The sequence below is a fragment of the Hamadaea flava genome, from assembly GCF_024172085.1.
Classification (GTDB): domain Bacteria; phylum Actinomycetota; class Actinomycetes; order Mycobacteriales; family Micromonosporaceae; genus Hamadaea; species Hamadaea flava.
The window spans coordinates 6,040,167-6,055,140 of record NZ_JAMZDZ010000001.1; the positions used below are offsets into that span (position 1 = coordinate 6,040,167).

Genomic DNA, 14,974 nt, shown 5'->3' on the forward strand with positions numbered 1-14,974 from the left:
CAAGATCTTGGCCCAGGTGTGCCACCGGCAGCAATGGGCCAGGGCGAGATCTTGCCCGGCCACCCCGCTCGTCGGTAGGCACAACACCCATGAGGTCCACCCCACCCCGATCCCTCGCCGTCGCCGTGAGCGCGGTCCTGGCGTTCGGCGGCCTGTCGGCGTACGCGCCGACGGGTTCCGCCGCCGCGCCCGACCCCCTGCGACGGGTCATCGTCACATTGGACGGAGCGGCCGCCGCGACGGCGGCCCCGGCCGGTTCGCTGCGCAACGCGCGTGGCGCCGGTGCCGACCAGGTCGGCCAGGCTCGCCGGGCCCTGTCGGACCGGCAGAGCTCGTTCCTGGACACCGCACGCGGCAAGGGCGTGCATCCGAAGGCCGAGCGCCGGTTCACCCTGCTGGTCAACGCCGTCGCCTTGACCGTGCCGGCGTCCGAGGTCGCGACGCTGTCCAAGGTGCCGGGCGTCACCGGCGTCTACGACAACCTGCGCGTCCGGGCGTACACCGACGTCAGCGTGCCGCTGATCGGCGCGACCGACGTCTGGCAGCAGCCCGACCCGACCGGTACGCCCGCGACCGGAACCGGAGTCACCGTCGCCGTCATCGACACCGGGGTGGACTACTCACACCCGGACCTCGGCGGCGGCTTCGGCCCCGGGCACAAGGTCGTCGGCGGGTACGACTTCGTCAACGACGACGCCGATCCGATGGATGACAACGGACACGGCACCCACGTCGCCGGAATCATCGCCGGCAAGGCGGCCCAGCCCGGTGGGATCACCGGTGTCGCACCCGGTGCGCAGCTCATGGCGTACAAGGTGATGAACGATCAGGGCTTCGGCGAGACCGAGGACATCGTCGCGGCGATCGAGGCCGCGAGTGACCCGGCGAACCCGCACCGCGCGGACGTGATCAACATGAGTCTCGGCGGGTACGCGGACGGCTTGGACCCGCTGGGCCTGGCGGCCTCGGCGGCCAGCGCGGCCGGGATCGTCGTGGTGGCCGCGGCCGGCAACGACGGGCCTGGCGCGATGTCGGTCGGCAGCCCGGCGGCGGCCGACGGGGTCATCGCGGTGGGCGCCTCGGTGAGCAACCTGCGGCTGCCCGTGATCTACCGCGACGGCGTCAAGGTGCAGACCTACCGGGGGCAGATCTCGGCGAACCCGTCGGCGAGCCCGGTGACCGCGCCGGTCGTGAGCATCGGGTTCGGCACGCCGGAGGAGATCGCCGCGGCCGGTGATCTGCACGGCAAGATCGCGTTGCTCAACGGCTATGTCGCGCACGACTTCAACGACCTGTGGCAGGAGCAGATCGACCTCGCCAAGGACCTGGAGAAGCGCGGGGCCCTGGCCTTGCTCGGCGGCCAGGACCCGACCGGCGGACCGGTGCTGGCCGCGACCTCCGGCGTGCCCGCGACCGCCTCCACCGGGAAGATCACGGCACGGCCTGGCGTGACCGAGTCCGGCGACCTCTACCGGATGGACTCGCTGGTCGTGCTGGGCATGGACGAGACGCAGTACCCGGAACTGGCCCGGCTGCTGGCGGCCGGACCGCTGAGCCTGCAGATCCGCGGCGAGGACGCGACCGACCGGATCGCGTCGTTCTCCTCGCGGGGACCGTCACTGCGCTGGGGCCTGAAGCCGGACATCGTCGCGCCCGGGTACGAGATCCGCTCGACCGTCCCGACGAGTCTGTTCGGCCCCGGACAGTACCGGCTGTCGGGCAGCTCGATGGCCGCGCCGCATGTGGCCGGTGCGGCGGCGCTGTTGCGCCAACTGCACCCGGACCAGCCCGCGTCCGAACTCTCGGCGTCGCTGATCGGTACGGCCGCTCCGTTGAAGGAGTCGCCCACGACAGCGGGCGCGGGCCGGTTGAACGTGGCGGCCGCGGCTCGGACCATGCTGTCCGCGACCCCGTCGACCCTCTCCTACGGACTCGCCGACCTGGCGTCCGGCACCGTCGGCGGAACCCGCACCGTGGCGCTCCGCAACGGATCGTCGAAGCCGGTAGCCGTGCGGCTCGCCGCGAGCAGCCGCGACGTCTCCGTCAAGCCGGACCGGGTCACCATCCCGGCGAGCGGCACGGCCACGGTGACCGTGACGCTGAAAGCCAAGCGGCCGACGGCGGACACGGAGATCTCCGGGTTCGTCACCGCCACCGCCGCGACCGGCAAGATCACCATCCCGTACCTGCTGGTGGTGCACCCGCTGGTAGTGCAGACCTCGCCCGATCCCAGCGACGGGCACACCACCGTCTGGGTGCAGTCCTGGGCCGGCCTGAGCGGGCCGCCGGTGATCACTGTGGACCGTCCGCGCGGCCGGTCGTACACGGTGACCACGCGGCCGAACCCGGCCGGGGGCTACATCGCGACGCTGGACGAGCCGGCCGACGGCGCGTACGCGGTGACGGCGCAGGCCACGGCGGTCTCCGGTCAGCGGCTCGTCGGCTGGGGCGGTTTCGAGGTGACGCCGGAGTCCACGCGCGGCGCGGCCTGGCAGCCGATCGGGCCCTACAGCGGCGGCGGGTTCCTCGCGACCGGCCCGTCCGGCACCGGCATCCTCGCGACGGAGGACACCACGTCGCCGTGGGTCTCCGGCGACCAGGGCACGACCTGGAAGCAGTCCGCGCGGCTGCCGATCAGCGGCGCGGCCGGTCTCCTGGAGCCGGTCGCGGACGCGAACAACGCCGACCGCATGTGGTACCCCGTCAACGATCCCATGACGGGTGGGCGGATTCTGCGTACCGACGATCGCGGGAAGACCTGGGACGCACTGCCGCTGCCCGCGAACGGCTGGATCGAACAGCTCGTCTCGGACGCCCAGACCCAGGTGCTCGTCGCGCTCGTCGGCGACAGCCGGCTGCAGGTCAGCTGGAACGGCGGCGACAGCTGGACGGCGTACGACACGGGAGTGGCCGACCCGGTCACCAAGATCGGCCTCAGCCAGGGCAACCTCTACCTCGGCACGGCGAGCGGCGTCTGGAAGCGGCCCGGCATCGTCGACGCGGCGGTCCGCGTCTACTCGAACAGCCGGTACGTGTCGCAGCTCGTCGCCGACGACGGCGTGGTGGCGGTCCTGGTCGGGCAGACCGGCGTGGTCGGCTCGCACGACGGCGGCAAGACCTGGAACACCCTGTACGCCAAGTCGTTCGGCCCGTACGAGCTGCGCCAGTCCGGTGGCGACCTCTACGTCATCACCTTCATCGGGGACGGCCTGATCGGGCACGACCACGGGCGTACCTGGGAGACGATCGAACCGCCGTCGGGCGCGGCCGTCGACCGGGACTTCGACCACTGGGGACAGTCGACCGTCGTCACCAACACTGCCGGGGTGTACGCCCGGACCGGCTCCGGCTACCAGCGGCTGGGCGTGCAGTCGGCGTCCGTCACCGAGCTGGCCGTCGCCGGGACCGAGCTGATCGCCGGGACCAGCAACGGGATCTACCGGACCGCGACGTCGGCGACCACGCCCGAATGGGGTGCGGCCGACGGTGAGGGATACGTCGGGGCGGGCGTACCGCTCGTCGCGGTCTCCCCGCAGGACCCGAAGGTCGTGTGGAAGGTCCGGACCGACGCCTTCGGCGGCTTCGACGTCTCGGTCAGCCGGGACGGCGGGGAGATCTGGGAGCAGAAGGCCCACCAGAACGGCATCCCGCTCGCACTGCTCGTGCACCCGGCCGACCCCGACCGGATCTCGATCAGCTGGGGCCGCATCGACGCCGTGGCCACGTTCAGCACGGTTGACGACGGTCAAACCTGGAAGAACCTCTACCAGGACCGGTACGCCACGGCGCTGGCCGGCGATCCGGCGAAGCCGAACCGCATGTGGTTCGGTACGCCCGAGGGTCTCTACCGCTCCGACGACGGGGGCGTGACCTCGACGAAGGTGCTCGACGGGCAGATCAACGCGATCTCGTTCGACGGTCGCCGGATGGTCGTCGGCGGTGCACAGCTCTGGTCGAGCACCGACGGCGGGCGTACGTTCCGCGCCGGCGACGCCGGACCGCTGGACCTGTGGGTCTCCGACATCGTCCAGGTCGGCGGCGTCAGCTATGCGGCGACTTCGAGCTACTCGGCGTACGGGGTGCTCAAGGGCGGTCGCGGGGTGCTGCGGAGCACTGATGGTGGGCGTACGTGGCACAACGTGTCCACCGCGCTGCAGAACCTCGATGTGCTGTCGCTGGCGGTCAGCGCCGACGGCCAGACGCTGTTCGCCGGTACGCAGAACGGCGGCGTCCACCGGCTGTCGCTCCGCTGAGCCCTTCGGCTTTTGGGAGCTGGATCAGGGATGTGCATGCCTTACCGAGCCTAGGAAGCATGCACATCCCTGATCCGCAGCCAAGCACCTAGAGGAGCGCGGCGTACGCGCCGTCCGATCGCACGAGCGACTCGTGCGTACCGGCTTCGACGATCTGCCCGTCGCGCATGACCACGATGCGGTCGGCGGTGCGGATCGTCGACAGACGGTGCGCCACCACGAAGACCGTACGCCCGCGCACCAGCCGCTCCAGGGCCTGCTGGATGAGGCGTTCGGAGTGGGTGTCCAGCGCCGAGGTCGCCTCGTCGAGGACCAGGATGCGGGGGTCGCGGATCAGCGCGCGGGCGATGGCCAGCCGCTGCCGCTGGCCGCCGGACAACCGCGCCCCGCGTTCGCCGACGACCGTGTCGACCCCGTCGGGCAGGGCGTCGATGAAGTCGAGCGCGTTGGCGTCGGCCAGCGCCTGGCGTACGCGGTCCAGGGAGACGTCGGGCAGTCCGTAGGCGACGTTCTCCCGGATGGTGCCCTCGAACAGGATCGGCTCCTGCGGCACCACCGAGACGAAGGTCCGGTAGGAGCGCAGGTCGAGATCCTGCATGTCCCGGCCGTCCAGCAGAATCCGGCCGGAGGTCGGCCGCAGGAAGCCGATGACGAGGTTGAGCACGGTCGACTTGCCCGCGCCGGAGGCTCCGACGAAGGCGATCCGTTCGCCGGCCGACACCGTGAGGGTGAAGTCCCGGACCGCCGTGCCCGATCCGCCCGCGTACGCGTACCCGACGGATTCGAAGGCGACCTCGCCGCGCACCTCGGTGACCTTCGCCTTGGCCTCGTTGGTCTCCAGGTCGGGCTCTTGCAGCACCTCGCCGACGGACCGGACCGATTCGAGGCCCCGGACGAAGACCGGTCCGAGGCTCATGAGCCCGGTGGTGGCGCTGGTCAGCGTGCCGAAGAAGGCGCTGAGCATGACGACGTCGCCGGGCGTGATCCAGCCGGAGTACGCCGCGAGCGCCGCTCCGGTGAGGCAGCCCGCGCCGAGGACGTTGAGCGTCGTCCAGGCGAGCGCGCCGAATCGGCCGTTGAGCACGTCGACCCGCAGGCCGGCCTCGAAGACCCGCCACAATGTGCCGTCGACCCGGCGCAAGGCGGCCCGTTCGAGGCCGTGCGCTCGGGTGATCGGGATGAGCGTGGTCATCTCGGAGACGCGGGTCGACAGCTGCTCGACTTCGCGGCGGAACCGCTCGTTGTCGGTACGCATCCGTCCGCGCAGCTTCGTCGCCAGCAACGCGGCGCACGGCACGATGACGAGGAAGACCGGCAGGAACGCGGGCGCCCGGAAGGCGATCACGATCAGCCCGCCGAGCAGCATCATCACGGCGCCGAGCCCGGTGTCGCCGGTCTGCTGCACCATCTGCTCGACGCTCTCGACGTCGCGGATCACCTTGTTCTGTAACGCCCCGGCGCTCATCCGGGAGTAGTAGCCGATGGACAGCTGCTGCATCCGGTGGCACAGCGCGGACCGCAGCCGCGTGCCCATCCGGCGTACCGTCCCCGCCCAACAGCGGACGTAGAGGACGTGGAACGGGTAGTTCAGGCTCAGCGACGCGATGAGCAGGCCGGCCGACAGCCACAGCTCGGAGAGCGGCCGATGCTGGACGACGACGTCGATGAGGTTGGCGGTCACGAGCGGCAACAACCAGGTGGGGCTGTGTTTGAGGGCGAAGGCGAGGATGCCGAGCACCAGGCGGCGGCGGTCCTCCCTCAGCAGGTACGCCACACTGCGTACGGGGTGTTCGCCGGAGTAACGATGGTCAAGGGGGTCGGCGTGTGCGGACACGCCGTCGATCTTCACCCGAAGCCGGTGGTCCAGGACAAGAGCGGCCGGGTGTTTCCGGACACAGGGACTACAGCGAGTTCGCCAGCTGGTCGATGAGGGTGATGAGCCGTTCGGCCGTGGCCGTGTCGAGCTGACCGTCCTCGGCGAAGTCGGTCACCTTCTTCCGGAGGTCGTCGACCTTGCCGCCCGCCTCCTCCGGTTCCTCGTCCAGCTTCTCGCGGATGTCGTCGATCCGCCGGTTGAGGTCCCGCGCCCGGTTGTTCGGCAGCCCGGCCGACTCGACGACGGCAGCGATCTCGTCGAGGAGGTCCCCCGGCGCCTTCGATTCCTCAGTAGACGGAGACGGGCTGGGCCCGCCCGCCGAGGTGGTGGCCGTCGTGGGCGTCCCGGCACCCTGGGGCGGGCCCTTCGGCGACCGGTCCGAGAAACTGTAGATCAGCATGATCGCCAACAGGATCGCCAGCGCGCCGCCGGTGATGAGGAACGCCGGGAGCAGCCGCGAGCGCCGGGCCGGTTCGGGCGGCAGAGCCGCCACCATGGTCGGCGGCGACGCCGGGGCCGGTCGGGCCACCCCCGCCGCGTAGGTCCCCGGGATCGCGCCGGCGGCGGTCGTACTGGCGGAGAGCGAGCCGGCCAACGCGGACGCGGCCGGTCGGCGGTTCGGGTCGGCGGACAGACAGGCCATCGTCAGCGCCGCCAGCTTCGGCGGCACCCCCGGCCGGTCGATCGGTGCGACGTCCGCGGTCGGGGTGGCGAGCGCCTGCTGCCAGTCGGCGTACGCCCGCGGCGGCCGGCCGGCCAGCATCTCGTAGAGCACCACGCCGAGGGAGTAGACGTCGCCCGCCGGGGTCGTCGCGCCGCCCCGCTGCATTCGTTCCGGTGCGGCGTACGTGGGCGTGCCGATGAGCCGCCCGCCGTCGGAGTCCGGGCCGTGCGCCAGGGTCGCGATGCCGAAGTCCAGGATCTTCACGCCGGCCGGGGTCAGCATGATGTTGCCCGGCTTCACGTCGCGGTGCACCACCCCGAGCCGGTGTGCCTCGGCCAACCCGGCCGCGACCTGGGCGGCGATCGTCGCGGCCTCGGCCGGCGGCAGGGGACCGGATCGCAGCCGCTCGGCCAGCGTCACGCCCTCGACGTACTCCATGACCAGGTAGGGCACGTGCCCGGACGGCGTCGGCACCTCGCCGTAGTCGTGGACCTGGGCGACGTTCGGATGCGCGATGCGGGCGATCGCGCGGGCCTCCCGCAGGGTCGCCTGCCACAGCGTCGGGTCCGCGGCCAACGAGGAGTCGAGCGCCTTCACCGCCACCGGGCGGCCGAGCACGCCGTCGGTGGCCCGCCAGACCTCGGACATCCCGCCCCGGCCGATCAGCTCCCGCAGGGTGAATCGGTCGTGAATCCGTTGGCCTGGGCTGAACGCGGACATGCCGGACAGTCTGCCCGGCTCCCCGCCGTCCGCGCCACTCGGGCCGTCACAAGGTAAGCGCGGTCTCGACGGCCCAGTCCACCGCCGCGGCGATATCGACCACGGGATACCGCACCGCCCGGATCGTCCGGTCGCCGTCGACGATCAGGATCAGCCGCTTCAGCCGGTGCCGCTCGCCTGCGCGGAACACCGGCAGCCGCAAGGCCGCGGCCAACCCCAGCTCCACGTCGCTCAGCAGGCTGAACGGGATGCTCTCGGCCGTGGCGAAGACCTGCTGCTCGTCCGGCCGCTGTGTGCTCACCCCGCGCAGCGCGATCCCCGCTGTCTTCAACCGGGGATACGCCGTGCGGAACAGCCGGTTCTCGAGAGTGCAGCCCACCGCACCGGGTATCTCGGCCCAGCCGGACGGCAGGGGAGCGGTGGTGCCCGTCGCGGGATAGGCGAACACGACGGCCGGTCCGGCCAGGGCGTCGACCATGCCACCGGCGGCGCTCGGCAGGCGCACCTCCGGCGCCGGCTGCCCGACCAGATCGCGTACGCGGTGAGCGGTCGCGGACTCGTCGGAGTCGGCGGCGGTGAGCGAGCCGTCGCCGAGCCGCCAGCGGTCGCCCCAGTCCTGCAGGGCGACGATCACTCCGAGCAGATCGCGACCGGACTCGGTCAGCGCGTACGCGTACCGAACCGGCCCCGTCTGGTAGGGCTCGCGCCGGAGGACCCCGTCGTCGATGAGCCCCGCGAGGCGTTCGGCGAGCACCTTCCGGGAGATGCCCAACTCGGTCACGAGGTCGTCGAACCGCTGATGCCCCCGGGCGACGTCGCGCAGGATCAGCACGCTCCACCCGTCGCCGAGGACACTGACCGTTTGGGCGACCCCACAGGACGGATCGGGCGACCAGGTGTTCCGCGGCATTGTCACCTCCAGGTGGGACGAGTGGGTTCCTTCGGGGAACCTACCGCACGCGATCGGGCCGGCGACAGTACGCGCTCGGTCTGACGCCCGCTGACCGGGGCGGACGGCATGTGTAACGGTCGTGTGACGATCGGCCGAGGCTGACAACTGACCCGGGATTCAGCCGCTTACCACTTTAGGCACCTATCTGTCCTGCGCAGACAGTTGGCAAACCTAGTCATCGATCAGCGGCACCGGCTGAACGTTCAGTGATGACCACGAGATCATTAATCAGCTGATTCGTGACTGATCCGTTACTCAAAACTCCGAAGCTGGGCGTTAGCTTTGCGCAAGAACGCGGGGGGCGCGGCTGTCAACGGGATATTCCGTGGTCGCTGGCTGCACATCGGCTGGAGGTACTCCGTGGAACCAGTGATCACTGGGACCGAAACGCTTGTCGAACCCGCGACCGGGGACACCTCCCCGGCGAAGCCGGGTTCGGGTGTGAGCAGATCGCCGACCCGGATCGCGCTGGAGCGGCTGCGCCGGGACAAAGTCGCCATGACCTGCTTCGGCATCTTCGTATTCTTCGTGCTGCTGGCCATCTTCGCGCCGCTGCTGGCCAAGCTGGAAGGCCAGGACCCGACCACCTACCACTTCGACCTGATCGACAAGCGCACGACGTTCCCGTACTCGGGCGCCAGCAGCGACCACTGGTTCGGCGTCGAGCCGCGGATCGGCCGCGACCTGTTCGCGCGCTGGGTCTACGGCGCTCGCCCGTCGCTGCTCGTCGCCGGGCTGGTCACCCTGGTCACGACCGTCGTCGGCGTCGTGATCGGGCTGCTGTCGGGCTTCTTCGGCGGCTGGGTCGACCGGGTGTTCTCGTGGATCATCGACTTCATCCTCAGCCTGCCCTACCTGATCTTCGCCATCGCGTTCCCGGCCGTGATCATCTCGGTCGTCTACGGCGGATCCGAGGGAACCACCCCCGAGCAGGTCGCCCGGGTCAGATTCATCTCGCTCATCGTCGTGCTGTCCTTCTTCGGCTGGGCGGGCCTGGCGCGACTCATCCGGGGCCAGGTCCTGTCGCTGCGCGAGCGCGAGTTCATCGCCGCTGCCCGCGTGCTCGGCATCCCCACCCGCCGGGTGCTGTTCCGGGAGCTGCTGCCGAACCTGATCGCCCCCATCGTCGTCTCCGCGTCGCTCGCGCTGCCCGGTTACATCGTGGCTGAAGCGGGTCTCACCTTCCTCGGCGTCGGGTTGATGGACCCCACGCCGTCCTGGGGCGTGACCATCGCCTCCGCGCAGAACTACTACGACACGTACCCGCTCTACCTGTGGGTGCCCGTGCTCGGCATCACCATCCTGGTCCTCGCGCTGAGCCTGCTCGGCGACGCCGTGCGTGATGCGTTCGACCCCAAGACCCGCCGCTAGTCCGGGTCTGGCCAACAAAGAAGATAAGAGGTGACAACTCGTGAGGCGACTCAGGACAACCGTCGTCGTCGGCGCGGTCATCGCGCTCGCCGCGGTGGGCTGTAGCCCGTCGAAGAGCGGGCCGGGCGGCACCAACCCGACGAGCGGTATCGGCCAGGCGCAGACCGCGGTCGACCCGGACGCCAAGGGCCCCGCGCCCGAGGTCTCCGGCGCGAAGAAGGGCGGGACCATCACGGTCTACTCCCAGTCGACGCCGAACACGTTCGACCCGACCGACGTCTACTACGTCGACGCGAACGAGATCGGCAAGCTCATGTGGCGTACGCCGACCCAGATCGCGCTGCGCAACGGCAAGGCGGTCCTCGTTCCGGACCTGACCGACCTGGGCACGCCGTCGGCTGACGGCCTGACCTGGACCTTCAAGATGAAGGGCTCGTTCAAGTACGAGGACGGCAGCGAGGTCAAGGTCGAGGATCTGGCGTACTCGATCAAGCGGTCCTTCGCGCACGACCTGTTCGCCAACGGCCCGACGTACCAGCTGACCTACTTCAAGGACGGCGACAAGTACAAGGGCCCGTGGGCCAGCGGCGACACCTACGCCGGTGTGGAGACCCAGGGCACCGACACCCTCATCGTCCACCTGGCCAAGCCGTTCGCGGACCTCGCCTGGTACATGACCTTCCCGATGTTCACCCCCATCCCGAAGGCCAAGGACACCAAGGACAACTACAAGAACAAGTGGATCTCGACCGGCCCGTACATGCTCGACGCGTACACGCCGGGGACGCAGCTGAAGCTGAAGAAGAACCCCAACTGGGACGCCAACAGCGACGCAGTGCGTCACCAGTACGTCGACAACTGGGACTTCAAGTGGGGCGCTGAGGACGTCGCGAACCAGAAGCAGATTCTGGCGAGCGCCGGCGGCGACGCGACCGCGCTGAACTACTCCAACATCGACGCCTCGCTGATCCCCGACATCGAGGCCGGCAAGAAGAGCCAGCTCGTCCAGGGCGACAGCCCCTGCACCATCGTGCTGCAGCTCGACACCCGGAAGATCCCGCTCGAGGTCCGCAAGGCGATCGCCAAGGCGTACCCGTCGGACCAGATCTGGCAGGCCGCCGGTCTCAACGACTACGTGGCCGAGCCGGCGACGACGATCATGCCGCCGTCGGTGGCCGGGTACAAGAAGTACCCGCCGGTCGCCGACCTCACCGGTGAGGGCAAGGGCGACCCGGCCGAGGCCAAGAAGCTGCTGGAGGCCGCCGGCAAGGTCGGCTTCGAGCTGAGCTGGTACTACGACAACACCAAGCCGATCTCGCAGCAGACCACCGCCATCCGCAAGGAGGCCCTGGAGAAGGCCGGCTTCACCGTCAAGCCGATCGGTGTCACCACCGCCGAGCTGCGCAGCAAGACGTCGGACTACGACGCTCCGGTCAACATGGGCCAGTCGCCCGCCGGCTGGTGCTCGGACTGGCCGACCGGTTCCAGCTGGTTCCCGGTGCTGTTCCAGACGCACAGCATCGCCGACGGCTCGAGCTGGGGCATGCTGCAGGACTCGGCGCTGGACGCGGAGATCGACGCCGTCGCGAAGCTGCCGGCCGCCGAGGCGACCGTCAAGTGGGCCGAGCTGGACCAGAAGATCATGGGCCAGTACATCGCGATCCCGCGTTACTACGACAAGCTCGCTTTCGTCATGGGCACCGGCATCGGCGGCGCCGAGGGCGACGGCACCATGGGCATGCCGTTCTTCCTGAACATGTACGTCAAGTAAGCGTTCCTCCACCCGGCCGGCGTCGCGAGGCGCCGGCCGGGTGCCCCGAAACTCTGCTCAATCGCCAACTCAACGGCACATGGAGGCTCCGGTGCTCCTCTACATCCTGCGGCGGCTCGCCAGCGCGATCTCGGTCATCATCGTGACCCTGGTGGCGAGCTTCGGGCTGTTCTATCTGGCGCCCACCGATCCCGCCGGCGTCATCTGCGGCACCCGCTGCACACCCGCCCGCTACGAGGAGATCTACAAGAGCCTCCACCTGGACCAGCCGGTCTGGCAGCAGATGCTGGACTACCTCCAAGGACTCGTGGTCGGCCGGACCTACACGTCGGGCGGGATCACCATCAATTGCTCGGCGCCCTGCCTGGGGTACTCGTACGGGCAAGGCCAGCCGGTGACGACGCTGCTCGCCAACGCCCTGCCGGTCACCATCTCGATCGTCTTCGGCTCCGCCATCGCGTACCTGCTGATCGGGGTGGCCGCGGGCACGTTCGCGGCCCGCCGTCGCGGTACCGCCCTCGACCGCGTCATGGTCGGCGGCACGCTGACGATCGGCTCCATCCCCTACTTCGTCGTGGCGCTCGTCGCGTCCCTCTACATCCCGCTGTACCTGGGCTTCATCCCGGACGCCGGCTGGACGCCGCTGACCGACAACCCGTTGAAGTGGTTCAGCGGACTGCTGCTGCCCTGGATCATCCTCGGCATCGTGAACTCCGCCTCGTACACTCGATATTCGCGCGCTTCGATGATTGAGTCGCTCAGTGAGGACTACGTGCGTACGGCGCGGTCCAAGGGCATCAGCGAACGACGGGTGATCTACCGGCACGGTCTGCGAGCGGCGATGACGCCGATCGCCACGATCTTCGGCCTCGACGTCGCGTTCGCGCTGACCGGAGCGCTGTTCACCGAGAGCATCTTCGGCCTGCCGGGCCTCGGCCTGGTGACGCTGCGCGCGTTCCAGAAGTACGACCTGCCCGTGCTCATGGGCGGCGTACTCGTCGGCGTGGTGGTGCTGGTCCTGATGAACTTGCTGGTCGACCTTCTTTACACGGTCCTCGATCCCCGGGTGAGGCTCGCATGAGCGAAATGTGGGGCGACGCGGTCGACGCGTCCGCAATCTCGGCCGGCTCCGGCACCGGTCCCGCCACCCCGCCGCAGCCGCGCGGCCCGCAGACGGTCGTCCGCGGCCCGCGGGCACAGCGGACGGCCGGCCCCGGTGAGAACGAGCCCTATCTGGAGATCCGCGACCTCACCGTCGCGTTCCCCACCGCCGACGGCGTCGTCCGGGCGGTCCAAGGGCTGACCTACTCGCTGGAGCTCGGCAAGACGCTGGCCGTCGTCGGCGAGTCGGGCTCGGGCAAGTCGGTGTCCAGCATGGCGATCATGGGCCTGCACGACTCGAAGAGCACCCGGATGACGGGCTCGATCCGGCTCGGCGGCCGGGAGATCGTCGGTATGCCGGCGGACGAACTCAAGCACGTCCGGGGCAAGGCGTCCGCGATGATCTTCCAGGATCCGCAGTCGTCGCTGCACCCGTTCTTCAAGATCGGCGATCAGATCGTCGAGGCGTACCAGGCGCACAACAACGTGTCCAAGCGCGCGGCGCGCAAGCGGGCCGCCGACATGCTGGGCCGGGTGGGCATCCCCAACCCGGCCCGCCGGCTGGACGACTACCCGCACCAGTTCTCCGGCGGCATGCGCCAGCGCGTGATGATCGCGATGGCGCTGGTCAACGACCCGAAGCTGCTGATCGCGGACGAGCCCACGACGGCCCTGGACGTGACGGTGCAGGCGCAGATCCTGGACCTGATCGCCGACCTGCAGCAGGACTTCGGATCGGCCGTCCTGTTCATCACGCACGACCTAGGCGTGGTCGCCGAGATCGCCGACGACGTGCTCGTCATGTACGGCGGCCGTGCGGTCGAACACGGCACGGTCAAGGACATCCTGGGTGCGCCGCTGCACCCCTACACCTGGGGCCTGCTGGAGAGCATCCCGGCGGTGTCCGGCGAGTCGTCCCGGCTGCACCCCATCCCCGGTACGCCGCCAAGCCTGCTGAACCTGCCGACCGGCTGCTCGTTCCATCCCCGGTGCGAGTTCCGTTCGCAGGTGACCGATGACCTGTGCGCGAAGGAGCTGCCTGACCTGGTGGCCCGGACGGATCAGGCGGGCCGGGCGTCGCGCTGCCACCTGGCCCACCCGGATCTGATCTTCGCCGACGAGATCCTGCCCCGGCTGCCGTGAAGGGAACCCGATGACCACGACTGTCGAACCCCAGACAGGACCGGCCGCGGTCGCCCCGGTCAAGGGCGCGCCGCTGCTGGAGCTGCGCGACGTCGTCATGCACTTCAACGTGCGCGGCGACGGCGTACTCGGGGCGAAGGAGAAGGTGCGCGCCGTCGACGGCGTGTCGCTGACCCTGCACGAGGGCGAGACGCTGGGCCTGGTCGGTGAGTCGGGCTGTGGCAAGTCCACGACCGGCCGGCTGATCACGCGGCTGCTGACCCCGACGTCGGGCCAGATCCTCTACAAGGGACACGACATCGCCCGCCTGAAGGAGAAGGAGCTACGCCCGTACCGCCGGGAGCTGCAGCTCATCTTCCAGGACCCGTATTCTTCGCTGAACCCGCGGCACACGGTCGGCGCGATCGTCGGCGCGCCGTTGCGCGTCCACGACATCGTGCCCAAGGGCAGGGAGCTGAACCGGGTTCAGGAACTGCTGGAGGTCGTCGGTCTCAACCCGGAGCATTACAACCGGTACCCGCACGAGTTCTCCGGCGGTCAGCGGCAGCGTATCGGCATCGCCCGCGCGCTGGCCATGCAGCCCAAGGTGATCGTGGCCGACGAGCCGGTGTCGGCGCTCGACGTGTCGATCCAGGCGCAGGTCATGAACCTGCTGGAGGATCTGCGCAAGGAGTTCGGCATCGCGTTCGTCTTCATCGCGCACGACCTCGGCGTGGTACGCCACTTCTGTGACCGGGTGGCGGTCATGTACCTGGGCCGCATCGCCGAAGAGGGGCGGCGCGACGAGGTGTACGGCGCGCCGCATCACCCGTACACCCAGGCGCTGTTGTCGGCTGTGCCGGACCTCGGTGTCGTACGCGGAACGCCGCCGAAGGCGCGGATCCGGCTCACCGGCGACGTGCCGAGCCCGATCAATCCGCCGTCGGGCTGCCGGTTCCGGACCCGGTGCTGGAAGGCCGAGGACATCTGCGCGACCGAGGAACCGCCGCTGGTGGAGAAGGCGCCAGGGCTGGCCGCCGCGTGCCATTTCGCGGCTGCGCCGGAGCGGTCGATCGTCGCCGAGATTCCGCAGGACTGAAACACCCCGACGCGCCCGTCCCTTTTGCCGCTGATCTGCCATTTT

The 14,974-nt window shown here is 69.8% G+C and carries 9 protein-coding genes; 6 read left to right on the forward strand and 3 right to left on the reverse strand.

The window, feature by feature from the left end:
* The first annotated feature begins 89 nt into the window (after nt 1–89).
* Nucleotides 90–4,253 (forward strand): S8 family serine peptidase, encoded by a 4,164-nt coding sequence (locus HDA40_RS41660; RefSeq protein WP_275978319.1) that lies wholly within the window; start codon nt 90–92, stop codon nt 4,251–4,253.
* Between the two features lie 88 nt (nt 4,254–4,341).
* Here HDA40_RS41660 and HDA40_RS28345 read toward each other — a convergent pair whose 3' ends face one another.
* The 3 genes from HDA40_RS28345 to HDA40_RS28355 form a co-directional block, all read right to left on the reverse strand.
* Complete coding sequence (locus tag HDA40_RS28345; RefSeq protein ID WP_253760852.1) at nt 4,342–6,087, reverse strand: ABC transporter ATP-binding protein; 1,746 nt, start codon at nt 6,085–6,087, stop codon at nt 4,342–4,344.
* 67 nt (nt 6,088–6,154) lie between these two features.
* Nucleotides 6,155–7,513 carry a serine/threonine-protein kinase gene (locus HDA40_RS28350; protein ID WP_253760853.1) on the reverse strand — a complete coding sequence of 453 codons (1,359 nt, stop codon included), beginning with the start codon at nt 7,511–7,513 and terminating at the stop codon, nt 6,155–6,157.
* Between the two features lie 46 nt (nt 7,514–7,559).
* Nucleotides 7,560–8,423, reverse strand: a complete 864-nt coding sequence (locus tag HDA40_RS28355) for a winged helix-turn-helix transcriptional regulator (RefSeq protein ID WP_253760854.1) — start codon at nt 8,421–8,423, stop codon at nt 7,560–7,562.
* A 483-nt stretch (nt 8,424–8,906) separates the two neighbouring features.
* On the opposite strand from HDA40_RS28355, the gene HDA40_RS28360 reads away from it, so the two are divergent.
* The 5 genes from HDA40_RS28360 (at nt 8,907) to HDA40_RS28380 (ending at nt 14,929) form a co-directional block, all read left to right on the forward strand.
* On the forward strand, nt 8,907–9,836 hold the full coding sequence (locus HDA40_RS28360) for an ABC transporter permease (RefSeq protein WP_253760855.1): 930 nt from the start codon (nt 8,907–8,909) through the stop codon (nt 9,834–9,836).
* Nucleotides 9,837–9,876: 40 nt separating this feature from the next.
* The gene (locus tag HDA40_RS28365) at nt 9,877–11,607 is read left to right on the forward strand and encodes an ABC transporter substrate-binding protein (RefSeq protein ID WP_253760856.1); all 1,731 of its coding nucleotides are present in this window, start codon (nt 9,877–9,879) and stop codon (nt 11,605–11,607) included.
* 91 nt (nt 11,608–11,698) lie between these two features.
* On the forward strand, nt 11,699–12,688 hold the full coding sequence (locus HDA40_RS28370) for an ABC transporter permease (RefSeq protein WP_253760857.1): 990 nt from the start codon (nt 11,699–11,701) through the stop codon (nt 12,686–12,688).
* The gene (locus tag HDA40_RS28375) at nt 12,685–13,851 is read left to right on the forward strand and encodes an ABC transporter ATP-binding protein (RefSeq protein WP_253760858.1); all 1,167 of its coding nucleotides are present in this window, start codon (nt 12,685–12,687) and stop codon (nt 13,849–13,851) included. The genes HDA40_RS28370 and HDA40_RS28375 overlap by 4 nt, the downstream gene beginning before the upstream one ends.
* Nucleotides 13,852–13,861: 10 nt before the next feature.
* Nucleotides 13,862–14,929 (forward strand): ABC transporter ATP-binding protein, encoded by a 1,068-nt coding sequence (locus HDA40_RS28380; protein WP_275978322.1) that lies wholly within the window; start codon nt 13,862–13,864, stop codon nt 14,927–14,929.
* Nucleotides 14,930–14,974: the final 45 nt, after the last annotated feature.

What these genes read in the sequence shown, in the direction of transcription:
- HDA40_RS41660 (WP_275978319.1), top strand. Translation starts at nt 90, where the DNA reads ATGAGGTCCACCCCACCCCGATCCCTCGCCGTCGCCGTGAGCGCGGTC.
- HDA40_RS28350 (WP_253760853.1), bottom strand. Translation starts at nt 7,513, where the DNA reads ATGTCCGCGTTCAGCCCAGGCCAACGGATTCACGACCGATTCACCCTG.
- HDA40_RS28355 (WP_253760854.1), bottom strand. Translation starts at nt 8,423, where the DNA reads ATGCCGCGGAACACCTGGTCGCCCGATCCGTCCTGTGGGGTCGCCCAA.
- HDA40_RS28375 (WP_253760858.1), top strand. Translation starts at nt 12,685, where the DNA reads ATGAGCGAAATGTGGGGCGACGCGGTCGACGCGTCCGCAATCTCGGCC.
- HDA40_RS28380 (WP_275978322.1), top strand. Translation starts at nt 13,862, where the DNA reads ATGACCACGACTGTCGAACCCCAGACAGGACCGGCCGCGGTCGCCCCG.